Origin of the sequence: Nocardia neocaledoniensis, assembly GCF_003182135.1 — a bacterium.
In the GTDB taxonomy this organism is placed as follows: domain Bacteria; phylum Actinomycetota; class Actinomycetes; order Mycobacteriales; family Mycobacteriaceae; genus Nocardia; species Nocardia neocaledoniensis.
This window is the reverse complement of the sequence record NZ_QGTL01000001.1, coordinates 679,588-702,919: the sequence shown is the minus strand read 5'-3', so window position 1 is coordinate 702,919 and position 23,332 is coordinate 679,588. Positions and strand designations below refer to the sequence as shown.

Sequence of the window (23,332 nt, the reverse complement as noted above, 5' to 3'; positions counted from 1 at the left end):
AGGAGCCTGATGGTATTCGCGCTGGGGTTCGCACTGTTCGCCCTCGGTATCACGATCTCGATCGCGCTGCACGAGTGCGGGCACATGTGGGCTGCGCAGGCCACCGGCATGAAGGTGCGCCGCTACTTCATCGGATTCGGGCCGAAGGTGTTCTCCTTCCGGCGCGGTGAGACCGAGTACGGCCTCAAGGCGCTGCCGCTGGGCGGGTTCTGCGACATCGCGGGCATGACGGCGCTCGACGAGCTCGAGCCGGAGGACGTCGACCGGGCGATGTACCGGCAGGCGACCTGGAAGCGCCTGGTGGTGATGTTCGGCGGCATCGCGATGAACTTCCTGCTCGGCTTCATCCTGCTGGTGGTCCTGGCGATCGGATGGGGGCTGCCGCAGCTCGAGCAGCCCCCGGCCACGGCGCTGGGAAACATGAGCTGTGTCGCGCAGGAGACGCCGGAGAAGACCCTGGCGCCCTGCACCGGTGACGGGCCCGCCCAACGCGCCGGGCTCCGGCGTGGTGACGTGGTGAAGGCCGTCAACGGTGTCGAGGTGACCACCTGGGCCCAGTTCCAGGCCGAGACCCAGAAGCAGACCGGCACCTTCACCTACACGATCGAGCGAGCGGGCGAGACCCTCACCGTCCCGGTCACCCCGGAGCGGGTCATGCGGTCCCCGAAGGAGGGCCCGGCCCGTGAGGTGAGCGCCGTCGGCGTCGGCCCCGACACAGTCGCTCCTCCCGAGCAGTACGGACCGATCGCCGCGATTCCGGCAACCATCTCGTTCACGGGCGACTTCTTCGTCGAGACCGTGAAGTCGTTGGCCAAGATGCCGCAGAAAGTGACAGCGCTGTGGGAGGCGGTCACGGGCGGCGAGCGCGATCCGGAAACTCCGGTCAGCGTCTACGGCGCCAGCCGTATCGGAGGCGAGACCGCCGAGCGTGGTCTGTGGGGTGTGTTCATCCTCGTGCTGGCCAGCCTCAACTTCTTCCTGGGGGCGTTCAACTTGTTGCCCCTGCTGCCGCTCGACGGTGGGCATATCGCGGTCGTGCTATATGAGAAGGTTCGCGACACCATCCGATCGTGGCGTGGCAAGGCGCCAGCCGGACCAGTTGATTACTTGAAACTTCTCCCGGTGACCTATGTCGCGGTGGTGATCGGTGGCGCGTTCATGCTGCTGACGCTCGCGGCCGACATCGTCAATCCGATCACGCTCGGTCCCTGATCATCGTCGCCAGGGGATTCCAACCGTGTCGTGAAGCGGTAGTTCTGACTCCCTCCTTCCGGGGTTCATGCCCGCAGCCAACGCCAAGGCCTCCGCCAGCGTTGGCTTACCACTGCTGTTCTCACCGACCAGGAAGATGAGCCCCTGTCCCCACTGTGGTCGTGGGGCGAACTGCTCATCGGTCAGCCGACAGCGACCTTGCTACCGTGTAGGCGCGGTTGAGTGCTGGTCGGTGGGTCGAGTTGGTCTGCTGTCGTGCCCCTCACAGGGCGGTGGGTCACCCCGCGCGACTAAGCTCGGCAGCGAGACCACCGCCTCACACCGACACGTACACGAAAGAAGGCAGCCGACCGTGACCAGCACCATCGGATTGGGGATGCCCGCCGCTCCCGCTGCTGTTCTCGCACCCCGGCGCAAGACCCGCCAGCTGAAGGTGGGCAATGTCGGTGTGGGAAGTGACTCGCCGATCTCCGTGCAGTCGATGACGACCACCAAGACCCACGACGTGAACGCGACGCTGCAGCAGATCGCCGAGCTCACCGCGTCCGGCTGCGACATCGTCCGGGTGGCGTGTCCGCGCCAGGAGGACGCCGACGCGCTCGCCACGATCGCCAAGAAGTCGCAGATACCGGTGATCGCCGACATCCACTTCCAGCCGCGCTACATCTTCGCCGCGATCGACGCGGGCTGCGCCGCGGTCCGCGTGAACCCGGGCAACATCAAGGAGTTCGACGGCCGGGTCGGCGAGGTCGCCAAGGCCGCGGGCGCGGCGGGCATCCCGATCCGCATCGGCGTGAACGCCGGTTCGCTGGACAAGCGGATGCTGGAGAAGTACGGCAAGGCCACCCCGGAGGCGCTGGTCGAGTCGGCGCTGTGGGAGGCGAGCCTGTTCGAGGACCACGGCTTCGGCGACATCAAGATCTCGGTCAAGCACAACGACCCGGTGATCATGGTGGAGGCCTACCGGCAGCTGGCCGCGCAGAGCGACTACCCGCTGCACCTGGGCGTCACCGAGGCAGGCCCGGCGTTCCAGGGCACGATCAAGTCGGCGGTCGCGTTCGGCGCGCTGCTCAGCGAGGGCATCGGTGACACGATCCGCGTCTCGCTCTCGGCCCCGCCCGCCGAGGAGGTGAAGGTCGGCGGCCAGATCCTGCAGTCGCTGAACCTGCGCCCGCGCAAGCTCGAGATCGTCTCCTGCCCGTCGTGCGGACGCGCCCAGGTGGACGTGTACACGCTGGCCGACGCCGTCTCCGCCGGCCTGGACGGCCTCGAGGTGCCGTTGCGGGTGGCCGTGATGGGCTGCGTCGTGAACGGTCCCGGCGAGGCCCGCGAGGCCGATCTCGGTGTCGCTTCCGGCAACGGCAAGGGCCAGATCTTCGTCAAGGGTGAGGTCATCAAGACCGTGCCGGAGGCGCAGATCGTGGAGACGCTGATCGAAGAGGCGATGCGCATCGCCGAGGAGATGGGTGAGCAGCCGGGCGCCGAGCCCGTCGTCACCGTCGGCTGACCTTCGGGCCGGATTCGGCGGTCCCGTACCGTTCGGCGCGTATTCGTGGCAGGCTGGTGCCGTGCGGAGTCTGCTGGAGCCGACGCGACGGTCCAAGACCACCCCCGCGCGCCCGGTGTCCGTGCGAGACCTGGGCGAGGTGCTCCGCGTCCTCGACTCCGACCCCGTGGCGTCGTGCATGATCGCGGCGCGCGTGCAGGAGTTCGGTCTCGACGCGCGCTCGGGGCTCGGTGAACTCTGGAGCCGCGGCGGTCCGGCGGATTCGCTGTGCTTCTCCGGCGCGAACCTGGTGCCGCTGCGCGGTGACCAGCAGGCGCTGCGCGCGTTCGCCGACCGCGCGGCGCGGTGGCCCCGTGTGTGCTCCTCGCTGGTCGGCCGCCAGGAACTCGCGTTGCCGATGTGGGAGATGCTCGCCCCCAAATGGGGACCTGCCCGGGACCTGCGCGCCGAGCAGCCGCTGCTCGCGCTGGCGGCGCCCGCCCTGGCCGACCCGGACAAGGGCGTGCGCCGGGTCAGGCCCGACGAGATCGACCGCTACCTGACCGCCGCGATCGCCATGTTCATCGAGGAGGTCGGGGTCGACCCGCGCGCGGGCGACGGCGGCCGCGGCTATCGGCGCCGGATCCAGAGCCTGATCGAATCCGGCAGGGCCTGGGCGCGTTTCGAGGACGGCGTGGTGGTCTACAAGGCCGAGATCGGCGCGCTCTCGCGGCGCACCGGCCAGATCCAGGGCGTCTGGGTGCATCCGGACTTCCGTGGTTCCGGCGTCGGCACGGCGGGCACCGCGACGGTCGCCAATGCCGTTGTGGCGACAGGTCGTACGGCGAGCCTGTACGTCAACGACTACAACCGCATCGCCCGACGTGCTTACAGCCGTGTGGGATTCCGCCAGATCGCCACCTTCGCGACGGTGCTCGTCGACTGATCGGCGGGCGTGTACGGCGCCGTCATCCGGGGTTTGCCGCCCGGTCGCCGCTACCATCGGTGCCGATGAGGACACCGATGGTAACCACATTCGCGGTGGCCGCCCTCGCGGTGGCGGCGACCGCCTGCTCGGCCGGCCCGCAGGGACCGGTCCCCGCCGCGGAAGCCTTCGCCGAGGCGTTCGCCGAGCGCGACCTCACCGCCGCTGCCGGCTTGACCACCGCGCCCGAGAAGGCCACGGCCGCACTGACTTCGACCTGGCAGGCGCTGCAGGCCGAGAAACTCGAGATCCGCACCGGCGACGCCCGCGTGCAGGGGGACACCGCGACCGTCGACTACACCTACGCCTGGACCCTGCCCAAGGGCCGCCAGTGGACCTACACCGGCGAACTGCAGATGGGACGCAGCGGCGGTCGCTGGCTGGTGCGCTGGACCTCGGCCGACATCCACCCCAAGCTCGGCGACACCCAGAGCATGGAGCTGCGCACCGCACCCGCGCCCCGGGCCAGGGTCAACGAGTCGGCGGGCAGCGATGTGCTGGTGCCAGGCAAGGTGTCGCGGGTGCGCTTCGACGTGGCGGCCGCGCCGGAGCCTGATCGGGTCGCCGGTGCGCTCGCCGCGGCTCTGAGCCGCATCGATCCCGTCGCCTACACCCCACAGTCGATCCTGGACGCGGCGCGCCGGTCCGGCGGAGCGTCCACGGTGATCCTGCTCAGCGAGTACGAGGCGGAGACCATCGGCAGCGAGCTGATCGGCCTGCCCGGCGTCACGCTGACCCAGGAGTGGGACATGGTGCCCACCGACCGCAAGTTCGCGCCCGACCTGCTCACCCAGGTCCGCAAGACGGTGATCGCCGAGGTCGACGGCAAGGCGGGCTGGAGCGTGGTCACCCGCAATGCCAACGGCGCCGATCTCGATGTCCTGCACGAGGTTCCGGCCCAGCCCGCGCCCTCGTTCGCGCTCAGCATCGATCGGTTCGTGCAGAACTCCGCGCAGCACGCGGTGGATCTGCGCACCGAGCAGACGATGATGGTGGTGATCCGTCCGTCGACCGGGGCGATCCTGGCGGTCGCGCAGAACAAGGCGGCCGACCGCGACGGACCCGTCGCCACCAGCGGCCAGTACCCGCCGGGCTCGATCTTCAAGACGGTGACGGCGTCGGCCGCGATGGCCGCCGGCATCGCGACGCCGGAGACGGTGCTGCCCTGCCCGAGCCGGATCACCATCGGGGAGCGCACGATCCCCAACTACAACCTCTTCACCGTCGGCGAGGTGCCGATGGCCAACGCCTACGAGCGCTCGTGCAACACCACCTTCGCGCGCCTGGCCAGCAGGCTCGAACCGACCGCACTCACCGAGGCCGCCGCCCGGCTGGGCGTCGGACAGGACTACGCGGTGGAAGGGCTGCCGACCATGTCGGGCTCGGTGCCCCCCGCCGAAGATCTCGTGCAGCGCGCCGAGGACGGCATCGGGCAGGGCCGGGTGGTGGTGAGCCCGTTCGGGATGGCGGTGATGGCGGCCGCGGTCGCGCACGGCTCGGCGCCGGTGCCGTATCTGATCGCGGGCCGCCCCACCGAGGTCACCGGTGACCGGCCCGCGATCGACCAGGACGTGGTCGAGGGCTTGCGCGCGATGATGCGCATGGTGGTCACCGGCGGCACCGCCGAACGGATCAGGGACCAGGGCGAGGTGTACGGCAAGACCGGTGAGGCCGAGGTCGACGGTGGATCACACTCGTGGTTCGTCGGCTACCGGGGCGACATGGCGTTCGCGACCCTGCTGGTGAAGGGCGGCAGCTCGGACAACGCCGTCGCCGTGACGAGGGACATGTTCGCCGCGCTGCCACCCGGCTACTGAATGGCCGCCCACACCACCGCGAGGGAGCCGCTGTCGGAGTGGTCGGTGGCCGCTTCGTGCAGGACCCCGTAACTGGCGACGGGCTCGGGCGCGGCGCTGGTACTCGCGCGGTCGAGCAGGTCGATGGCGGCCGCGCCGCCGAGGATCATTCCGGCAGTGGTCAGAATCAGAGTGGAACGCCTCATGTTTCGTCTCCCTCGTCCAGGGTATCGACGTGCTTTCCCGGGCAGCCTTTCGTCTGTGTTCTGGAGGTTTGCTGTGGGTAGAACCGTAGAGCGGTCGGCGCCGGTGCGACAGACGGCAGCGGCAAGCGTCACGCAATTGTTGCGTTATGTGCGGGCGCGTTCGAACACAATCGCTATCCGCCCGTGATGAAAAGGTGAATGATCGGTATCGATCACGCGAACGCGCAGCTCAGTGGCTCTGTGTGGGTAATTAACCGAATTCGGCCGCGGTCACGAACGTTGCAGAGTCGCGGCCAGATGGTGTTGAAGTGTTTCGCCGACGGCGGCCATGCGCAACGTGTAGTCGATGGTTTCGCCGGTGACGTGGAATGAGCGTCCCACGGCGGTAACCTGTTTCGCCGATCCGCTCAGCCCGATATTCGTCGAGTTCAGTTCGAGCCGAATTCCGTCGACCGTTTCGGTGATCGTGCCCTCGCAGATCTCGGTGATCCCGGTGGGGTGCGCGAGCAGCAGTTCGACGCGGCCGGGCGCCGGGCAGCGCAGGTAGCCGGTCTCGGCGTGCAGCGGCCTGCCGTCGTCGGCGGCCTTCGTGCGCTGCCGGTAGGTCAGGAACGGCCTGCCGAGGTGCCCGAAGGTGATCTCCTCGAGGTAGTCGAACGGCGCGATGGTCGGGTACTCACCGTGACCGCGACCGCGCCAGCTGCCGAGCAGCGGGGCGAGGGCGGCGATATCGGGATGCGGGGCGACGGGCGGAGCTGGTTCGACCACGGCGACAGCCTAGACCTGCCCCCGAGGTGACGGTCACGCCACGCCGACGCCACGGTCAGGCTAAGGTCAGCGTCGCCTGAAACGCCGTCCGGCGCAGGGTGAAAGGGAGAAGGAACGTGAACGGACATGTGCGGGGTACTCGCGGAGTGCGGTCCGGGCTGATGCGCGGTGTGGTGGTCGGCGCGGTGCTGGTGCTCGCCACCGCGTGCTCGGGGAACGAGTCCGGCGGCGACGGGGTCACCGCGGTCGAGGGCAACCGCTACAGCCAGACGAACCTGGCGGCGAACAAGGACTCCTATCACGCCCAGTTCACGTTCCCCGAGATGGTCAACGCATGGGGGCTGGCCGACCGGCCCAAGGGCGCGGGCGGTCACTTCTGGGTCGGCGCGGGCGGCAAGTCGTTCCAGTTCGTCGGTGACGTGCACACCTCCTCGGAGCAGAAGCTGCAGAAGCTCGCCCAGGACCAGTTCAAGCTCGTCGGGGTGCCCGGCGCCGACGCCGACACCTCCGACAAGAGCGCGGGCAAGGTCACCGGTGTGGTGTTCAACCCGGCCCCGATCAACTCCGACCTGTTCGGCGTGCGCGACCAGTGGGTCGACGTCGACGGTATGCCCGTGCCCCTCGGCGGCTCCGCGCGGTTCATCCTCGCCACCGACTCCGGCAAGCTCTCGGCCTGGACCGAACAGGCGCCCGACGGGGTGACCGTGCGCCGTGACGGCGGCGCCAACCAGGTCTTCGACGGCTCGGCGCAGGGCATGTCGTTCTTCGGCATCGCGCTCGCCCCCGCCGGCGACAAGTTGCTGGCCGCCGACTTCGGCGCCGACCCGCAGATCCGCACCTTCGACAAGTTCTGGCAGCCGGTGGCCACCACCGGTTTCGCCAACCCCTTCGCCACCGGCGAGGTGATCGATCCGGCCACTCCGGAGAAGGGCAAGAAGGTGGTGCCCGGTGATCCGGCGCCGTTCAACGTCACCACCGTGGGCAGCCGCGTCTTCGTCTCCTACGCCGTGACCGAGCCCGACGGCAAGGACCCGAAGAAGTTCGCGAAGGGGGAGGCGGCCCTGCTCGACGCCGCGGCCGACAAGTCCGCGAGCGGCAAGCCGGACCGGGGCAAGCTCGCCGAGTTCGACGCGGCGGGCAAGCTCGTGCGCATCATCGACGACGGCGGCAGGCTCAATGCGCCGTGGGGCGTGGCGATCGCGCCGTCGAACTTCGGCGCGCTCTCGGGCAAGCTGCTCGTCGGCAACTTCGGCGGCCTCGGCCGCGTGCTCGCCTACGACGACACCACCGGCACCTTCGTGGACTACCTGCGCGACGACGAGGCGAAGCCCGTCGAGATCCCCGGCCTGCTGGCGCTGCGCTTCGGCAACGGCGACACCCTCGGCGACGCGAACGCGCTCTACTTCACGGCGGGGCCCGCGGACGCGAAGGACGGCCTGTTCGGCAGCCTGCGCGTGCAGTGATCGGCCAGGCGGAATGACCGATTTCGTTCCGCCTGGCAACGATGTACGGGACAGTGGTGGCGGGATGATTGCCCGAGGCGCGTGACCCGCGCGGCGACGGCGTCGTTCCGCCGCACGCGAGGACACCCGCACCCGTGGTGTCGTGCCCGATCGGAGGTAGCCGGATGAAGGTTTCGAGCGATGACGTCGTCGGTTCGGCGGGCAGCGGTGCGACGCGGCGCGCGGAACCGGCGAGGCTGCTGCCCGGACGCGATCTGATCCTGGCGGCCGTGCGTGGTTTGCCACACGATGACCACCCCCTGCTCGACGCCGCGGGCGAGCTGGCCGTGCTGCACGAACTACGGGAGCGGACGCCGCTGAGCGAGGCGGCCGCCCTCGAGCGACGGCGGACCCGGCTCATGCGTGCCATCGACCGCTGGGCCATCCTGGCGGCGCCGGTGCCCCACGCCGCGGCCGACGAGCACTGTGAGACCCTCGGCGGGCTGGTGGACCGGATGGCCGGGCACAGTGCCCAGGCCTTCGGCGCGCTGTCCGGTGCGCCCGAGGCGGTCTACTACGACGAGTGGGTGCGCCTCGACGATCTCGCCGACAGCTATCAGCGGCTGGTCGACGATCTGTGCGCCGGCGTTTGCCGCCTGCCCGCGCATACCTACTGATGCCCCGGAAAGTGTTGGCACGTTCCCTGTTTCGGCCGACGTATCCTGTGGTGTGAGCACGCACGGCGACACGGACGGTTCCCCGGGGGACCCGGCGTGCGCGTGGCCGCGCCGACGCGACTGTGCGGCCGAGCCCGCCGGCGACGGGCGCGCAGGCGCCGCGGCGCTGTCGGTCGTGTTGCCTCTGCGCCCACGCGGCGGGCCGGTCGTCGGCACGCCCCTGTTCTGTCTGGCGGGGGAGGCGGTGCTCGCCTGGAGCTTCGCCGCACTGCTCGGGCACCTCGACCCGGCCGTTCCGGTCTACGGATTGCAGCCGCCCCTCGCGGCGTCCGACGGCCCGCCACCGCGCACGGTGCGCGATGGCGCCGCCCGGTATGTCGCCGAGATCCGGCGGGTCGCGCCGCACGGTCCGTATCAGCTGGTCGGCTGGTCCGCGGGCGGGTTCGTCGCGCACGAGATCGCGCGGGTGCTGCGTGCCTCGGGCGAAGAGCTCCGGCTCGTCGTGCTCGGCGCCGATCCCGGAAGGCCGGGCGTCGTCGCGGAATCCGGCCCGACCGCGGGGGAGTTCGTGGCCGGATTCGGTTCGGTGTTGGGCACGGGCCCGGAGACCGGCGGCCACACCACCGAGGAGACGGCCGCTCTCGTGGTGTCCGCGCTCGCCGGAACCATCGAACTCACCGGCGCCGACCTCGACCGCATCGCCGCGGCGGCCGGGGCGGCGGCGCGGCTGACGGCCGGGCACGAACCGGCGATCCTGCCCGGCGACATGACGGTCGTCGTCGCGGGCCGCACGCCCGCGGTGGATCCCGCCGCGGTACGGCGGAACTGGCGGCCCTATGCCGACGGCACCGTCACCGCGATCGTGCTCGACGCCACCCACGACGAACTGCTCGACCCGGTCTGCATGCCGGCGATCGCCGAGGCGCTCGCGATGGCCGAGCCGCCGGTGCGATCGGCCCGCTGACCGCTATTTCTGCTGCTCGGCGCGCGCGGCGATGTCGTCGCGGGCCTGCTGGATCAGCGCGGCCGAGTCGCGCGGGCTCAGCGCCATGGCGCGCAGCTGGTCGAAGATCACGCCGAACCGGCGGATCTCGGAGTGGCCTTCCACCAGATCGTGCACCGACATGCTCTCCACGTACACCAGCTCGGGGTCGACCGGGTTGCGGAAATCGAGCAGGGTGAACGAACCGGCCATGCCGGGGTGCGCGCCCGCGTCGAAGGGCAGCACCTGCAGGATCACGTTCTTGCGCTTGGTCTCGAGCAGCAGCCGGTCGAGCTGGCCGATCATCGTCGCCGGGCCGCCGACGACCCTGCGGATCGCCGCCTCGTCCATCACCACCCACAGCTCCAGCGGGTCGTCCTTGGTCAGGTTGACCGCGCGGTCCATCCTGGCCTTGGCCCTGCTCTCCATCACCGACGCGTCGAGGCGCGGCATCGAGGTGTCGATCACCGCGGCGGCGTAGTCGAAGGTCTGCAGCAGGCCGGGCACAGTCGAGGTCTGGTACTGGCGCGCGGAGAGTGCTTCCGCCTCGAAGTTGATGTAGGTGGCGTACACATCGGAGAGCGCGCCTTCGTAGGCGTGTGACATCCCCGGTTTGAGTGCGTCGGTGAGCAGGCTCAGCGCTTCTTCGCGTGTTTTGTCGGTGACCTGATACAGGTCGAGCATCGCGCCGAGAGTGCGGCGCTGCGGGCGGGCCTGAGCCATTTCGATGCGATAGAGCGTGGTCACGTTGATGCCGGTACGAGCGCTGACATCTTCCTTGGTGAGCCCGGCGCTTTCGCGCAACTCGCGGAGCATCGCGGCGAGCCGACGGAGCCGGACGGTCAGTGTCGTGCGCTTGCCTGCCATGGTTCCCCTTCGCCTCTGGCGCGCTTGGTGATTCGCATTATTGCGCTGTGCGGCCCGGATGTCACGCGAACGGCCCTGATGGGCTCGATGTGACCACAGCTTCTGTCAGGGTGGCTTTACTGCAGGAGTGACAACGCAATCTTGCGTTTCGCCATGGGAGCGAGCATGATCCAGATAGCCTGGTTGCGAGCAATCCGAACAGAAGACCGGGATAACCGAATCGAGAGCCAATCATGTTGGTACACAAATCTTGGGTGTCGGGTGAATTCGGGGCGTTGCGATGAGCGCGCCGGTGATGGGGGTACTGCCGACTGCGCCGCAATTGTTGTGCGCATTCCAGGGCAGGCGTTTTCAGGATCGTGAATTGTTGCGCTCGGCGCATGCGCTCGCCGAGCTGCACGAGCGGCGGGCACAGGTGCGTGACGCCGCGTTGATCGCCGAGATCGACTGCCGCCGCAGCGAACTCGTCGACGACATCAACGACTGGATCGTGCAGGAGATCCCGCTGCACCGCAGCGGAGCGTCACTGCACACGGAGAGCCTGGGCGCCGTGGTCGACCGGATGGCGCGCAGCTGGGTCGACGCCAACCAGGCCATCGATCTGGACGGGGTGCGCAGCGACAGCACGCATAAGCACTGGTACCACCTCGCCGAACTGGTCGACGGCTACACCGACCTCGTCACCGATGTGGCGGGCGGCAGGCGAAGGCTGCCCGAGCAGTAGTTCCGTCACGTGTGCTCGGGTGACAGCAGCGCCTCGAAGGCGATCCTGTCACCCCGGTACAGCGAGCGCACCCGTTCGATGGGCGCTCCCTCCGCATCGACGCTGCGCCGGTGCAGCAGCAGCATCGGCAGCGCCGTCGTGCATTCCAGCAGACCGGCCTCGCGCGGCGCGGCGAGTACCGTCTCGATCCGTTCGCGCGCGCCGGCGAATTCGACGCCGGTCGCCCGGATCGCCGCGTACAGCGAGGTCGTCGGGTCATAGCCGCCGCGCAGGTCGGCGAAGCGGTGCAGGGGCAGGTAGGTGCTCTCCAGCCCGATGCGCTCACCGTCGGCGAGCAGTACGCGTTCCAGATGCATGACCAGGGTGCCGGGTTCCAGCTCCAGGTCGGTGGCGGTCTCCGCGTCGGCGGGGACGTCCTCCCAGGCGACCACGATGCGGCCCGGTGTGCGGCCGAGGCTGAGCGCGCCCTCGGTGTAGGAGCGCAGCGACAGCGGCTGGGTGAGCTTCGGCCTGGAGACGACCGTACCCCGGCCCTGTCGGCGAATCCTGCCCTCCACCAGCAGCTCTCGCAGTGCTTGGCGCACCGTCTCGCGGGCGACGCCGAACCTGGCGGCGAGGTCGCGTTCGGAGGGCACCGGATCGCCTTCGGCGAGTTCGGCCAGGATGGCGTCGATCTCGGTGCGAACGAGGAAGACCTTGGGAACTCGGGTCGTCGTGGCCGGTGCGTCCATGGTCCCAGCCTACCCGTATTGGTCTATACCAATTGTTAACCCAGCGTTCGCTCCCGCCACACCCATCGGTCTAGACCATTTGTCACGATCGGTGGCATGCGATTGGTCATCATCGGAGGCGGGATCCTCGGCACCGCACACGCCTGGGCGGCGATCGCCCGAGGACACGAGGTCGTCCAGCTCGAACGCGAGCGGGAGGCCCGTGGTGCGACGGTCCGCAATTTCGGTCTGGTCTGGGTGTCCGGGCGGGCCGCGGGTGAGCTCGCACTGACCCTGCGGTCGCGCGAGCTGTGGGAGGAGATCGGCGGCCGCGTCGCCGGTGTCGGCTTCCGCCCGGCCGGCTCGATCACGCTGGCCCGCACGCCCGCCGAACTCGCGGTCGCCGAAGCCGCCGCCGCGGGAGCGACCGCGACCGATCGTGGCTTCACCCTGCTCGAGCCCGACCAGGTGCGCGCGCTCAACCCCGCGCTGCGCGGCAAATACCTCGCGGGACTGCACTGTTCCACCGACGCCGCGGTCGAGTCGCGTCAGGCGCTGCCCGCCCTGCGTGCCCACATGGCCGCGAGCGGGCGCTACACCTTCCATGAGGGCACCGAGGCCAGGTCGGTGCTCGACACCGGGTCGGGCGCCGTCGTCGTCGACGACCAGGGCCGCAGGCACGAGGCCGACCTCGTCGTGCACTGCCCCGGCGCCGCGCACTCGGGGCTCACCCGCGAACTCGCCGGCGAGCTGCCGGTGCGCCGGGTGCGCCTGCAGATGATGCAGACCGCGCCGCTGGACGAACCGCTGACCACCGCGATCGCCGACGGCGACAGCTTCCGCTACTACCCGGGTTTCGCGGGCGCCGAGGTGGATTCGCTCGCCGCCGAACAGTCCCAGACCGCCACCGCCGCCGAGCACAAGATGCAGCTGCTGTGTGTCCAGCGCCTGCACGGCGGCCTGACCATCGGCGATACGCACGAGTACACCGAGCCGTTCGCCTTCGACGTCGACGAGGCGCCCTACGAGCACCTCACCGAGGTCACCGAGGAGTTGCTCGGCCGCAAGCTGCCGCCCGTCGTGCGGCGCTGGGCCGGCGTCTACAGCCAGAGCGTCGATCCCGACGCTCTCGTCACCCGGGTGCGCGCCGACACCAACGTCTGGGTCGTCACCGGCCCCGGTGGGCGCGGCATGACGCTCGGACCCGCCCTCGGCGAGCAAACCGCCGACCAGCTCGGACTGTGAGGAAGACCATGCCCGACAACACGATTCAGCTCGCGGTGCTCGACATGGCCGGGACCACCGTGGCCGACGGCGGCCTGGTGCTGCGTGCCTTCGAGGAGGCGGCCACCGCCGCCGGGATCGAGACCGAGGGTCCGCGCCGCGAGGCGGCCCGCCGCTACGTCGTCGACACGATGGGCCAGTCCAAGATCGAGGTGTTCCGCGCCCTGCTCGGTGCCGAGGACGCCGCCCGCACGGCCAACCTGGCCTTCGAGGCGGCCTACGACAGCCTGGTCGACGAGGCCGACATCGCGCCGATTCCCGGTGCGGTCGAGGCGATCACGGCGTTGCGCGCCGCGGGGGTGCGGGTGGCGCTGACCACCGGCTTCAGCCGGACCACCCAGGACAAGCTGCTCGCCGCGCTCGGCTGGGCCGACCTGGTCGACCTCACCCTCGCGCCGTCGGACGCGGGCCGTGGCCGCCCGTACCCGGACATGGTGCTCACCGCGGCGCTGCGCCTCGGCGTCGACGCCGTCGACCGGATCGCCGTGCTCGGCGACACGACCAGCGACATCGCGACCGGCCTGGCCGCGGGCGCGGGCATCGTCGCGGGCACCCTCACCGGCGCGCACACCGAGGAGCAGCTGCGCGCGGCGGGTGCGACCCATGTCGTCGCCTCGGTCGCCGACTTCCCCGCGCTGGTGCTGGCCTCCTGATCTTCCGTCCCGGCAGTCCGCCGCGGCGTCACTCCTGCGATCCACCGTCCCTGCGATTCCCCTCGACAACGAGACGAAAGTTGCTGTAATCGTGCGTACTTCCTTCACCGCGCGCCGCCTGTCCAGGGCCGCGCTGCTGCTGGCCGGCGTCACCGCCGTCGCGTTCACCGCGGCCTGTGGTGGCACCGGCACCGAATCCGCGGACGGCAAGACCGTCACCGTGTACTCCGCCGACGGCGTCGGCGGTTGGTACAAGAACCGCTTCGACGAGTTCACCAAGGAGACCGGTATCGCGGTCAACCTGGTCGAGGCGGGCTCGGGCGAGGTGGTCAACCGGGTCGACAAGGAACAGTCCAACCCGCAGGCCGACGTGGTGGTGACCCTGCCGCCGTTCATCCAGAAGGCCAAGCAATCGGGCCTGCTGCAGCCCAGCGGCATCGACACCGCCGCCGTCCCGGCCACCGACAAGGACGCCGACGGCACCTACGTCACCATGGCCAACAACTACCTGTGCTTCATCGCCAACCCCGCGGTCGACGCCTCGGCGCTGACCTGGGACGACCTGCTGAAGCCGGAGTACAAGGGCAAGCTGCAGTACTCCACGCCCGGCCAGGCCGGTGACGGCACCGCGGTGCTGGTGCTGCTGCAGCAGCTGCGCGGCAAGCAGGGCGCGCTGGACTACCTGACCGCGTTGCAGGCCAACAATGTCGGCCCGTCCTCGTCCACCGGCAAGCTGCAGGCCAAGGTCGACAAGGGTGAGCTGCTGATCGCCAACGGTGACGTGCAGATGAACCTGACCACGGTCAAGGAGAAGGGCTCGAAGTTCTCGGTGTTCTTCCCCGCCGCCGACGGCAAACGCTCCACCGTGTCGGTGCCGTACATGATGGGCCTGGCCAAGGGCGCGCCGCACAAGGACGACGCCGCCAAGCTGATGAGCTTCCTGCTCGCCCCCGACGCGCAGAGCAAGCTCGGCCCCGAGGCCTTCGCGGTGTCGGCGCGCACCGATGTCGCCGCGCCCGCCGAGGGCGGCCCGGCGGCCACGATCAAGGGAGTCGAGGTCGTTCCGGTCGACTGGAACAAGGTGCTGAGCGAGCTGGACGCCGATCTCGCGGCGTACCAGAAGGCCACCGGTAGCTGATACCGGCGCTGCGACAAGGGAGTTGACGATGTCCGACGGCGAGGTCCGCATGAAGTCCGCTACCGCCGCCCAGATCGGGTCGGCCACGACGAACGAGCCCGCGATCGTGTTCGACCGGGTCGGGGTCAGCTACGGCAGGGGCCGCAAGGCCGCCGTCGCACTGGCCGATTTCACGCTGCGCGTCGTCGTCGGCGAGACCGTCGCGCTGCTCGGGCCGAGCGGGTCGGGCAAGTCGACCGCGCTCAAGGCGCTGGCCGGCTTCGTCCGGCCCACCTCGGGCGCGGTCCGGCTCGGCGGCCGCGACGTCACCGATCTCTCGCCCGCCAAGCGCGGCATCGGTGTCGTCGTCCAGTCCTACGCGCTGTTCCCGCACATGACCGTGCACAGCAATGTCGCGTTCGGGTTGAAGTCGCACCGGGTGCCGCGCGGTGAGATCGACGCGCGGGTCACCGAGGCGCTCGAGATGGTCGGGATGGCCGGGTACGCGAAGCGGCTGCCCCGCGAGCTGTCCGGCGGGCAGCAGCAGCGCGTGGCGATCGCCCGCGCGCTGGCCATCCGGCCCAGGGTGTTGCTACTCGACGAACCCCTCGCCGCGCTCGACGCACAGCTGCGCCATTCGATGCTCGGGGAACTGCAGCAACTGCGTAAGGCGTTGCCGGACACGGCGATGCTGTACGTCACCCACGACCAGGCCGAGGCGCTGGCCCTGGCCGACCGGATCGCGGTCATGCGCGATGCCCGGCTGGTCGACATCGACACCGCCGAGAACCTGTGGCAGCGTCCGCCCACCGACTTCACGGCCGCGTTCCTCGGTGGCGCGAATCTGGTGCCGTGCACGGTGAACCACATCACGGGCACCGCCGCGCTGGTCACCGCGGGCACCCGCACCCTGCGCGCGGAGGCGCCCCGGCCCGGCGTCGGGCGCGCCGACTGGGCGCCCGACGATCCCGCGCTGCTCTGCATCCGGCCGCACACCGTGTCGGTCGGCGCCGTGGGGGAGCGGGATGCGCTGCGCGCCACCGTCTCCAGTGTGGTCTGGCGTGGCGCGTCGACGCGAGTCCTGCTCGCGGTCGAGGGCCTGTCCGAGGAGCTGGCCGCCGATGTGCCGGGACATTTCCAGGCCGAGGTGGGGCGCGTCGTCGGAGTGCGATTGCCGGACTCGGCAGGCGTGCTGATTCCCCGCGCCGTCGGAGCACCGTCATGAACTACCCGGTGGGACGGCAGGATCTGACGATTCGATCGCCGCGGCTCGGCGCGGTGCCGGGCCGGATTCGGCGGGCACCGCTGACATCGGCCGTGGGACACGCAGCGGCTCAGGTGGGCCGTGAGAACACCGGCGGTTCCGAAGCGCTGTCCCGCCCGGTTCCCGCTAACGGTCGTCCTGTCGCCCCGGAGGTGACGCGATGACTGTCGCCGCGGTCTCCGCCCCCCAGGTCGAGCCGGAAGGCCGTGTGCCGCAACGCTCCTGGCTGCCGATCCTGTGGACTCTGCCGCCGGTGCTGGTGGTGCTCGGCATCGCCGGATACCCGATCGTGCGGGTCCTCACCGAGTCGACGCAGACGCCGACCGGTCGTGGCACCGCGCTGTGGTCGGACGTGCTCGGCTCGGCGGCATTCCGGGACGCGTTGTGGCGCACGGTGTCCATCGCGGTCTGCTCCACCGTGGGCTGCCTGGTGCTCGGCACATTCCTGGCCATCGTGCTCGCGTTCGTGCCGTTCCCCGGATCCGGGGTGGTCGGCAGGTTGATCGACACGATTCTGACCCTGCCCTCGTTCCTGATCACCCTCGCCTTCACGTTCCTCTACGGCACGGCGGGCGCGGTCAACGCCCTCCTCGCCGAATTCACCGGCGCCACCACGCCGGTGATCGACTTCCTCACCACCCCACTCGGCGTGATCCTGGCCGAGATCACCTACTTCACCCCGTTCGTGGTGCGGCCGGTGCTGGCCGCGTTCGCGCAGATGCCCCGCGAACAGCTCGACGTGGCCGCCAGTCTCGGCGCCTCGCCGTGGCGGGTGCTGCGGCAGGTGGTGCTGCCCGAGGCCTGGCCCGCGCTCGCGGCCGGCGGCAGCCTGGTGTTGCTGCTGACGCTCAACGAGTTCGGCATCGTCCTGTTCACCGGAGCCAAGGGCGTGATCACCCTGCCCGCGCTCATCTACACCCGCGGCATCGTCACCTTCGACCTGCCCGGCGCCGCCGTGCTCGCCTCGGTGCAGGTGCTGCTCTCGCTGACCCTGTACCTGACCTACCGAATCGTCTTCGCGCGATTCACCCGTTCGAAGGGGGAATGATCGTGCTCCTCTGGACTCCCCGGGGCAAGGCCCTCGTACTCGCCGTGTTCGCGGTGGTGGTGACCGTGGTGTTCGTCGCGCCGATCGCCACCGTGGTCGCCGCTGCCCTGGCGGGCAGCTGGACCGGTCCGCTGCCCTCGGACCTCGGCTTCACCAACCTGGGCAACGCCCTCAGCGGGGAGCAGGCCGCGAGCCTGTCGGTCAGCCTGCAGACGGCGCTGTTGGCGAGTGCGGTATCGCTGGTCGTCGGTACCTGGGCGGCGCTGGCCTCCCGGGAAGCGCCCGGCTGGCTGCGCAAGGTCACCGACGCGGTGTTCCACCTGCCGGTCGCGGTGCCGTCGGTCGCCGTCGGGCTCGGCGTGCTCATCGCGTTCAACGAACAGCCGCTGCTGCTCGGCGGCACGAAGTGGATCGTGATTCTCGCGCACACGGTGCTGGTGCTCGCCTACGCGTTCAGCGCGGTCTCGGCGGCCCTGGACCGCCTCGACCCCGCCTACCGCCAGGCCGCCGAGTCCCTCGGCGCGGGCCCGGTGCGCGTGCTGTGCCAGATCACCCTGCCCCTGCTCCTGCCCGCCCTCGGCGCCGCGGCCGGATTGGCTGTCGCCCTGTCGATGGGCGAACTCGGAGCCACCATCATGGTGTACCCCGCCACCTGGAAGACCTTGCCGGTCAGCATCTTCGCGCAGACCGACCGCGGCGAGGTGTTCGACGCGGCGGCGGGGACGACAGTGCTCGTCGCGGTGACGCTGGTGGTGCTGGTCGTGCTCGGGAGGGTGCGCGGACGCGCGGCACTGCGCTAGGAGCATGCCGCGCCGATGGGAATGCCATGCGGCCCGGCGTGTTTGTCGACCTGGTGTCGCCGGGCCGAGCCGGTCGCGGCGGAAGTCCGTTTCCCGGTGGACGACCCGGCCCGGTTCGCGGCGGCGGCGAAGTCTCCGGTCACAGCAGCGCTGCCGCGTCGACGGCAGTGAGGCCGCCGTCGACGCGCAGGTCGTGGCCGTTGACGTAGGCGGCGTCGGCGGAGGCCAGGAAGGCGACCGCGGCGGCGACCTCGTCGGCGGTGCCGACGCGACCGGCGGGGGACAGGCTCGCCGCACCCTGCTGGGCGGCGTCGGAGAGTTCGGCGCGGAACGCCGGGGTGTCGATGTAGCCGGGGCTCACCGAGTTGACCCGGATGCGGCGCGGCGCCAATTCGGCGGCGAGCGTGCGGGCCAGGTTGTGGACGGCGGCCTTGCTCGCCGAATACAGGGCCGCGCCCGGCACCCCGCGGTGCAGGCCGAACGAGGCGTTGATGACGATCGCCGCGTGGTCGGGCATGATCGGCAGTGCCTTCTGGATGGTGAAGAAGGCGGCCTTCAGGTTGGCGCCGATGACCTCGTCGAACAGCGCGCCCGTGACCTGGTCGATCGGCTGGAACGCGCCGATCCCCGCGTTGGCGAACAGCACGTCCAGCCGCCCGAACCGCTCCGCCACGGCGCCGACGAGATCGTCCACGGCGGCGAGGTCGGTGATGTCGCCCGCCACTCCGTGCGCGTCGCCGCCGAGTTCGGTGAGTGCCTGGTCGAGGCGATCCTTGTCGCGGCCGGTGACCACGACCCGAGCCCCCTCGGCGAGCAGCCGCCGCGCGGTCGCCAATCCCATTCCGCTGCTGCCGCCGGTGATGAGTGCTGTCTTCCCGTCAAATCGAGAAATGTTGTGCGTCATGCCTTCAGCGTGATCCGTGCGGGCTCCTGGAGGCAGTGCGCAGTTATCGGGGGAGTACCACCACCAGGCTTCCACGCCGATCGCCTCCTCCGGCGTATCGGCGACCGGTGCGTCCGCTCTCAGCCGCCGACCAGCGCGGTCCGTCGAGGACCACACGTGGTCGTCGCTCTCGGTCCGTCGCGGACCACACGTCTCGTCGCTCGGTCCGTCGCGGACCGCGCATAGTTGTCGCTCTGGGTCCGGCGCGGCTCGCGGGCGTCCGTCGACCTCGGCACCTTGCCGACCATGTGCAGGGTTCGCCGACCCGTCAGGCCGACTCGCTCAGGTGTAGATGCGGGCTGCCGATGAGGCGTTCGGCCGTGTCGGTACCGGGCCTCGGGTTGTACAGCACCAGAGACCAATTCGGGTTGTCGGCGACGGTCAATGTGGTCGCGTCGAAGTGCAGCTCACCGAGCTCGGGATGGCGCAGGGCATTGACCGCCTGCACGGGAACGTCGACCTCGTGGCGGTCCCACAGCGCGGCGAACTCCTGATCGACAGCGGCGAGTTCGCGTGCCACCCGGTGGAATTCGTCATCGTGTGGGGCGAGCGCGGCGTCGGCGCGGTAGGCGGCCACGACACCGGGCGCCGCGGCCTCCCACAGGTCGGGCAGACCGCGATAGCGGGGACTGGTGAAGAAGGTGACCAGGCAGTTGTGCGGTTCCCCGTCCGCGCACCCGAAGACGCGTCCCGCAAGGGCGTTGAACGCGAGAATGTTCCAGTACCGATCCCGCACCACGGCAGGCCCCCGCTCCCACCCGTCGAGCAGTTGCCGGATCTCCGCGGTCACCTCCGCCCCGACAGTCCCGCCGGCGGGCGGCGGATTGAGCCCGGCCAGCAGATACAGATGCCCCCGCTCCGGCTCGCTCAACCGCAACACCCGTGCCACCGCGTCGAGCACATCCCCCGACACGGTGATATCCCGCCCCTGCTCCAGCCACGTGTACCAGGACACCCCCACCCCGGCCAGCATCGCGACTTCCTCCCGCCGCAGCCCAGGCGTCCGCCGACGTCCCGCTACGGGCAATCCCACCTCACCCGGCCCGATCCGCTCCCGCCGCGACCGCAGGAAATCGCGCAGTTCCGCGCGCCGCCGAGCTGATGCAGTGCTGACCATGCCCTCAACGGTAAGTCACCACGCCCTTCGCTGATCGCGCTCGGCTGGGGGCGTCTGCCGCATCCGGTCGTGGTCGGCCTGGTCGGTGCGGACGAGGAAGCCGGGACTGGGCGGATACTCGTCGGTCGGTGGCGCCGGCAGGTGACAACGGCGCGTCCGGGGCAGTTCGACCTCGACCAGCTTGCCCTCCTCGAGCATCCACAGGCCGAAGCAGTCGTCTTCCTCGTCGTGGATCAGCACCTGAACGCTCTCCGGGCGCGGCCAGGGCAGTGCCTCGAGGTGCGCGAAAAGTCCTGTCCGGGGCCGCATCCGCTCGAACTCGACGGCCCAGCCGATCCCGAAGGAGCCGGGCCACTGGCTCTCGATCGGTACGAAACGCCCTTTCCAGCTGCGGCGTTCGTCGTCCCGGGTGAGTGGCTCCATGACATCCTGAGCGTCGAGCGCCAGGACGATGACCTCCGCGAATCTGCTCATGCCCGCGATTGGATCACGCATCGCGCCTGTCTCCCAACGAATTACCGGTCGGTGGTGCGGCTGGTGAAGTCGAAGGAGTCGCCGTCTATGCCCCAGGAGATGATGCGGTCGGGGTGGATGCGGATGAGGGCGCGTTCCTGGTGGGGGAAGGGTGGGTCCTGGTCGTCCAGGGTTTCGGCGGTGCCGCGGATTTCGATGCCGCGGATCACGTAGGGGTCCAGGGAGACCTGTTCGTCGACGACGAAGGAGACACGGCTGCCTGCCTCGACATTGCGGTACTTGCGGCTGGTGCGCATGCGCATGCCGCCGATGTCGATGGTGCCGTCGGGGTTCACCCGGTAGCCGGTCGGATTGTTCTGGACGGCGCCGTCCGGTGCGACCGTGGCCAGGCGGCCGAGGCCGGCCGTGGCGAGGAACTGCTGCTCGTTGCTGGTGAAGGACATGTCGGTACTCCTCGGTGGGTTCGATCTCAGAACAGGATGAGCGCGGCGCACAGGCCGGCCAGGGCGACCGCTTGCAGGGTGACGCGGTACTTCAGGATGCTGTCCCACTTGTCCTGCAGCGCACGGGCATCGGCGGGAACGACGCCGCTGCGCGCGGCGGCGGTCTGCCTGGTGTTGATCGGCTTGGCGACGCGGACATAGAGGGCGAGCCAGGCCAGCAGGGCCACGACCGTGATCCCCGCCGCGACCGCGGCGCCGAACTGCTCGGCCCACACCGCGATCAGCAGCGTGAGCACCGCGGTGACGACGCCGCCCGCGCCGAACACCGGCATCCGGCGATCGCCGTAGTAGTGACCCCACCCCGCGCTCATGGTCACGGTCGCGTCGTCGAGACGGCGGTAGACGGACCTGGTGATCAGCGCGCAGCTGATGTCGGTGCCGTAGACGACGGCATTGGCGAGAACGGCGACGGCGGCGATGACCTGGCCGGTGACAACGAGCATTTCGGCTTCCCTCTCCCGTGTTCTAGCATCGCTAGAAACTGGAGCAACGGTAGCACCGTGATCGCGAATCTGTCTAGCGTTGCTAGATTTCGGGGTCGGCGGCGGCTACGGCGCGATGTCGGCCCGCGGGCTTAGGCTGAGCGCGTGTCGGTACTGCCTCTGATCTTCACCGCGGGCTGGGCCAGCGGGATCAACGCGTACGCGGTGGTGTTCCTGCTCGGGCTGTTCGGCCGGATCGGGTGGACCGACGACGTGCCGCCCGGGCTCCAGCGCACCGATGTGCTCGTCGCGGCCGGGGTGTTGTTCCTGATCGAAGCAGTCGCGGACAAGATCCCGTATCTCGACTCGTTCTGGGACGCCGTGCACACCGTGGTGCGGCCCGCCTCGGGCGCGGTGGTCTCGGCCTTGATCGCGGGACAGGACGATTCGCTGCCCACGCTGTTCGCCGCGGCGGTCGGCGGCACCACGGCCCTGGCCAGTCACATCGTCAAGGCCGGGACCAGGATGGCGATCAACACCTCGCCGGAACCGGCCTCCAATATCGTCGTGAGCACCGTCGAGGACCTGGGCGTCGGCGGTGTCCTCACGCTCGCGGTGTTCTTCCCGGTCCTGGCGGCGGCGATCGCCGCGATCCTCCTGGCGGTCGGCTTGTGGGTGGTCTACCTGTGCGCCAGCAGGATCCGGCGCTATCTGCGCCGTCGACGGGAGCGCCGGGCCGCCCGGCGGGGCGATCCGGCGCTCGAATAGTCAGCTCAGGTGCGGCGCGATCTTCGTGCCCAGCAGATCGATCGAGTGCAGCACCTGGTCGGGCGGCAGCGTGCCGACGCTGGTGTGCAGCATGAATCGGTCGAGGCCGAGGGTGTCGCGGATATCGGCGATCTTGCCGCCCACGTAGTCGGGGGTGCCGACGAACAGGGAACCGCTCTGTGAGCGCAGGGCGTCGAATTGTTCGCGCGTCATCGGGCCCCAGCCGCGCTCGCGACCGATCGTCGACATCGCCAGCGCGTACGGTGCGTAGAAGTCCGCGACCGCCTGCTCGTCGGTATCGGCGACGTAGCCGTGGGCGTGCACCGCGACGGGCTGCTTCTCGTGCCCGCCCTCGGCGAGCGCCCGGTGGTACAGCTCGACCAGCGGCTTGAACCGGTCGGGCTGGCCGCCGATGATCGCGAGCGCGAGCGGAAGTCCGAGCAGGCCCGCGCGGATCACCGACTCGGGGCTGCCGCCGACGGCGATCCACACCGGCAGGGGGCGACCCTCGGTGCGCGGGTACACGGTGGCCTCGCGCAGGGGTGGACGGAACCGGCCCGACCAGGTCACCGGGTCGTCCTCGCGCAACCGCAGCAGCAGGGCGAGCTTCTCCTCGAACAGGTCGTCGTAGTCGGCGAGGTCGTAGCCGAACAGCGGGAACGACTCGGTGAAGGACCCGCGTCCGGCCATCAGCTCGGCGCGACCGCCCGACAGGCCGTCCAGCGTCGCGAAGTCCTGATACACCCGCACCGGGTCGTCGGAACTCAGCACGGTCACCGCGCTGGTCAGCTGGATGCGCTCGGTGCGCGCCGCGGCGGCCGCGAGGACGACGGCGGGTGCGGAGGCCGCGAAATCCTTGCGGTGGTGTTCGCCGACGCCGTAGACGTCCAGGCCGGCGGCTTCGGTCGCGACCGCCTCGTCCACCACCTGCCGCAGACGTTCGGCGGCGGTCGGCGCGGGCCGGTCGCCGGTGGGGTACAGCTCGGCGAAGGTGGTCAGCCCCAGTTCCATGTGAACCTCTTTCGGGTCGCGGTTGGCTACCGGATCAAACGGACCGTGGTCCGCAATGATTCCCGGGCGGAAA

Annotated in this window: 25 protein-coding genes; 15 read left to right on the top strand and 10 right to left on the bottom strand. The window is 70.0% G+C overall.

Translation table 11 applies throughout. The features are described 5' to 3' along the window. Positions 1–9 precede the first annotated feature (9 nt). The 4 genes from DFR69_RS03245 to DFR69_RS03225 all read left to right on the top strand — a co-directional run bounded on the left by DFR69_RS03245 (position 10) and on the right by DFR69_RS03225 (position 5,500). Complete coding sequence (locus DFR69_RS03245; protein WP_110035853.1) at positions 10–1,212, top strand: M50 family metallopeptidase; 1,203 nt, start codon at positions 10–12, stop codon at positions 1,210–1,212. Between the two features lie 352 nt (positions 1,213–1,564). Beyond that, on the top strand, positions 1,565–2,719 hold the full coding sequence (gene ispG, locus DFR69_RS03235; RefSeq protein ID WP_110035852.1) for a flavodoxin-dependent (E)-4-hydroxy-3-methylbut-2-enyl-diphosphate synthase: 1,155 nt from the start codon (positions 1,565–1,567) through the stop codon (positions 2,717–2,719). 61 nt (positions 2,720–2,780) lie between these two features. Continuing rightward, positions 2,781–3,644, top strand: a complete 864-nt coding sequence (locus DFR69_RS03230; protein WP_110036132.1) for a GNAT family N-acetyltransferase — start codon at positions 2,781–2,783, stop codon at positions 3,642–3,644. Positions 3,645–3,721: 77 nt separating this feature from the next. After that, positions 3,722–5,500 (top strand): penicillin-binding transpeptidase domain-containing protein, encoded by a 1,779-nt coding sequence (locus tag DFR69_RS03225; RefSeq protein WP_110035851.1) that lies wholly within the window; start codon positions 3,722–3,724, stop codon positions 5,498–5,500. Here DFR69_RS03225 and DFR69_RS03220 read toward each other — a convergent pair. Further along, positions 5,494–5,685, bottom strand: a complete 192-nt coding sequence (locus DFR69_RS03220) for a hypothetical protein (protein ID WP_110035850.1) — start codon at positions 5,683–5,685, stop codon at positions 5,494–5,496. The two genes, DFR69_RS03225 and DFR69_RS03220, sit on opposite strands and share 7 nt — an antisense overlap. A gap of 270 nt (positions 5,686–5,955) precedes the next feature. Continuing rightward, positions 5,956–6,453, bottom strand: coding sequence for a peroxynitrite isomerase (locus DFR69_RS03215; RefSeq protein WP_110035849.1), 498 nt, complete (start codon positions 6,451–6,453; stop codon positions 5,956–5,958). Between the two features lie 161 nt (positions 6,454–6,614). Here DFR69_RS03215 and DFR69_RS03210 point away from each other — a divergent pair, with 161 nt between their 5' ends. From DFR69_RS03210 to DFR69_RS03200, 3 genes are all read left to right on the top strand, one after another. Beyond that, positions 6,615–7,916, top strand: a complete 1,302-nt coding sequence (locus DFR69_RS03210; protein ID WP_110036131.1) for a TIGR03118 family protein — start codon at positions 6,615–6,617, stop codon at positions 7,914–7,916. A 164-nt stretch (positions 7,917–8,080) separates the two neighbouring features. Next, positions 8,081–8,572 (top strand): hypothetical protein, encoded by a 492-nt coding sequence (locus DFR69_RS03205; protein WP_110035848.1) that lies wholly within the window; start codon positions 8,081–8,083, stop codon positions 8,570–8,572. A 52-nt stretch (positions 8,573–8,624) separates the two neighbouring features. Next, positions 8,625–9,536 carry a thioesterase domain-containing protein gene (locus DFR69_RS03200; protein WP_167456132.1) on the top strand — a complete coding sequence of 304 codons (912 nt, stop codon included), beginning with the start codon at positions 8,625–8,627 and terminating at the stop codon, positions 9,534–9,536. Between the two features lie 3 nt (positions 9,537–9,539). On the opposite strand, the gene DFR69_RS03195 is transcribed toward DFR69_RS03200, so the two are convergent. Further along, positions 9,540–10,421, bottom strand: a complete 882-nt coding sequence (locus tag DFR69_RS03195; RefSeq protein ID WP_110035846.1) for a helix-turn-helix domain-containing protein — start codon at positions 10,419–10,421, stop codon at positions 9,540–9,542. Positions 10,422–10,785: 364 nt separating this feature from the next. Here DFR69_RS03195 and DFR69_RS03190 point away from each other — a divergent pair, with 364 nt between their 5' ends. After that, complete coding sequence (locus tag DFR69_RS03190) at positions 10,786–11,145, top strand: DUF4254 domain-containing protein (RefSeq protein WP_110035845.1); 360 nt, start codon at positions 10,786–10,788, stop codon at positions 11,143–11,145. Between the two features lie 5 nt (positions 11,146–11,150). Here the strand turns inward: DFR69_RS03190 and DFR69_RS03185 are convergent, their stop codons facing one another. Beyond that, a complete protein-coding gene (locus tag DFR69_RS03185) occupies positions 11,151–11,876 on the bottom strand; it encodes a GntR family transcriptional regulator (protein ID WP_110035844.1) in 726 nt (241 codons plus the stop codon). A 96-nt stretch (positions 11,877–11,972) separates the two neighbouring features. Here DFR69_RS03185 and DFR69_RS03180 point away from each other — a divergent pair, with 96 nt between their 5' ends. The 6 genes from DFR69_RS03180 (at position 11,973) to DFR69_RS03155 (ending at position 18,021) form a co-directional block, all read left to right on the top strand. After that, a complete protein-coding gene (locus DFR69_RS03180) occupies positions 11,973–13,100 on the top strand; it encodes a TIGR03364 family FAD-dependent oxidoreductase (RefSeq protein ID WP_110035843.1) in 1,128 nt (375 codons plus the stop codon). A gap of 8 nt (positions 13,101–13,108) precedes the next feature. Continuing rightward, complete coding sequence (locus tag DFR69_RS03175; RefSeq protein ID WP_110036130.1) at positions 13,109–13,792, top strand: phosphonatase-like hydrolase; 684 nt, start codon at positions 13,109–13,111, stop codon at positions 13,790–13,792. 91 nt (positions 13,793–13,883) lie between these two features. Next, positions 13,884–14,930 carry a 2-aminoethylphosphonate ABC transporter substrate-binding protein gene (locus tag DFR69_RS03170; RefSeq protein WP_110035842.1) on the top strand — a complete coding sequence of 349 codons (1,047 nt, stop codon included), beginning with the start codon at positions 13,884–13,886 and terminating at the stop codon, positions 14,928–14,930. A 28-nt stretch (positions 14,931–14,958) separates the two neighbouring features. Further along, entirely contained in the window at positions 14,959–16,134 is a 1,176-nt protein-coding gene (locus DFR69_RS03165) for an ABC transporter ATP-binding protein (RefSeq protein ID WP_110035841.1), read from the top strand. A gap of 199 nt (positions 16,135–16,333) precedes the next feature. Continuing rightward, positions 16,334–17,221 carry a 2-aminoethylphosphonate ABC transporter permease subunit gene (locus DFR69_RS03160; RefSeq protein ID WP_110035840.1) on the top strand — a complete coding sequence of 296 codons (888 nt, stop codon included), beginning with the start codon at positions 16,334–16,336 and terminating at the stop codon, positions 17,219–17,221. Between the two features lie 2 nt (positions 17,222–17,223). After that, positions 17,224–18,021: an ABC transporter permease gene (locus tag DFR69_RS03155; protein ID WP_110036129.1), complete on the top strand. Its 798-nt coding sequence runs from the start codon at positions 17,224–17,226 to the stop codon at positions 18,019–18,021. A 139-nt stretch (positions 18,022–18,160) separates the two neighbouring features. Here the strand turns inward: DFR69_RS03155 and DFR69_RS03150 are convergent, their stop codons facing one another. From DFR69_RS03150 to DFR69_RS03130, 5 genes are all read right to left on the bottom strand, one after another. After that, positions 18,161–18,925, bottom strand: coding sequence for a glucose 1-dehydrogenase (locus tag DFR69_RS03150; protein WP_110035839.1), 765 nt, complete (start codon positions 18,923–18,925; stop codon positions 18,161–18,163). A 307-nt stretch (positions 18,926–19,232) separates the two neighbouring features. Next, positions 19,233–20,081 carry a helix-turn-helix transcriptional regulator gene (locus DFR69_RS03145; RefSeq protein WP_110035838.1) on the bottom strand — a complete coding sequence of 283 codons (849 nt, stop codon included), beginning with the start codon at positions 20,079–20,081 and terminating at the stop codon, positions 19,233–19,235. 15 nt (positions 20,082–20,096) lie between these two features. Beyond that, positions 20,097–20,555, bottom strand: coding sequence for a hypothetical protein (locus tag DFR69_RS03140; RefSeq protein WP_110036128.1), 459 nt, complete (start codon positions 20,553–20,555; stop codon positions 20,097–20,099). A gap of 41 nt (positions 20,556–20,596) precedes the next feature. After that, complete coding sequence (locus tag DFR69_RS03135) at positions 20,597–20,998, bottom strand: PPOX class F420-dependent oxidoreductase (RefSeq protein ID WP_110035837.1); 402 nt, start codon at positions 20,996–20,998, stop codon at positions 20,597–20,599. 26 nt (positions 20,999–21,024) lie between these two features. Next, on the bottom strand, positions 21,025–21,501 hold the full coding sequence (locus tag DFR69_RS03130; protein WP_110035836.1) for a DUF1772 domain-containing protein: 477 nt from the start codon (positions 21,499–21,501) through the stop codon (positions 21,025–21,027). A gap of 144 nt (positions 21,502–21,645) precedes the next feature. On the opposite strand from DFR69_RS03130, the gene DFR69_RS03125 reads away from it, so the two are divergent. Beyond that, positions 21,646–22,248: a DUF4126 domain-containing protein gene (locus DFR69_RS03125; protein WP_110035835.1), complete on the top strand. Its 603-nt coding sequence runs from the start codon at positions 21,646–21,648 to the stop codon at positions 22,246–22,248. On the opposite strand, the gene DFR69_RS03120 is transcribed toward DFR69_RS03125, so the two are convergent. Next, positions 22,249–23,259 carry an LLM class flavin-dependent oxidoreductase gene (locus DFR69_RS03120; protein ID WP_110035834.1) on the bottom strand — a complete coding sequence of 337 codons (1,011 nt, stop codon included), beginning with the start codon at positions 23,257–23,259 and terminating at the stop codon, positions 22,249–22,251. It abuts the gene before it with no gap. Between the last annotated feature and the right edge of the window lie 73 nt (positions 23,260–23,332).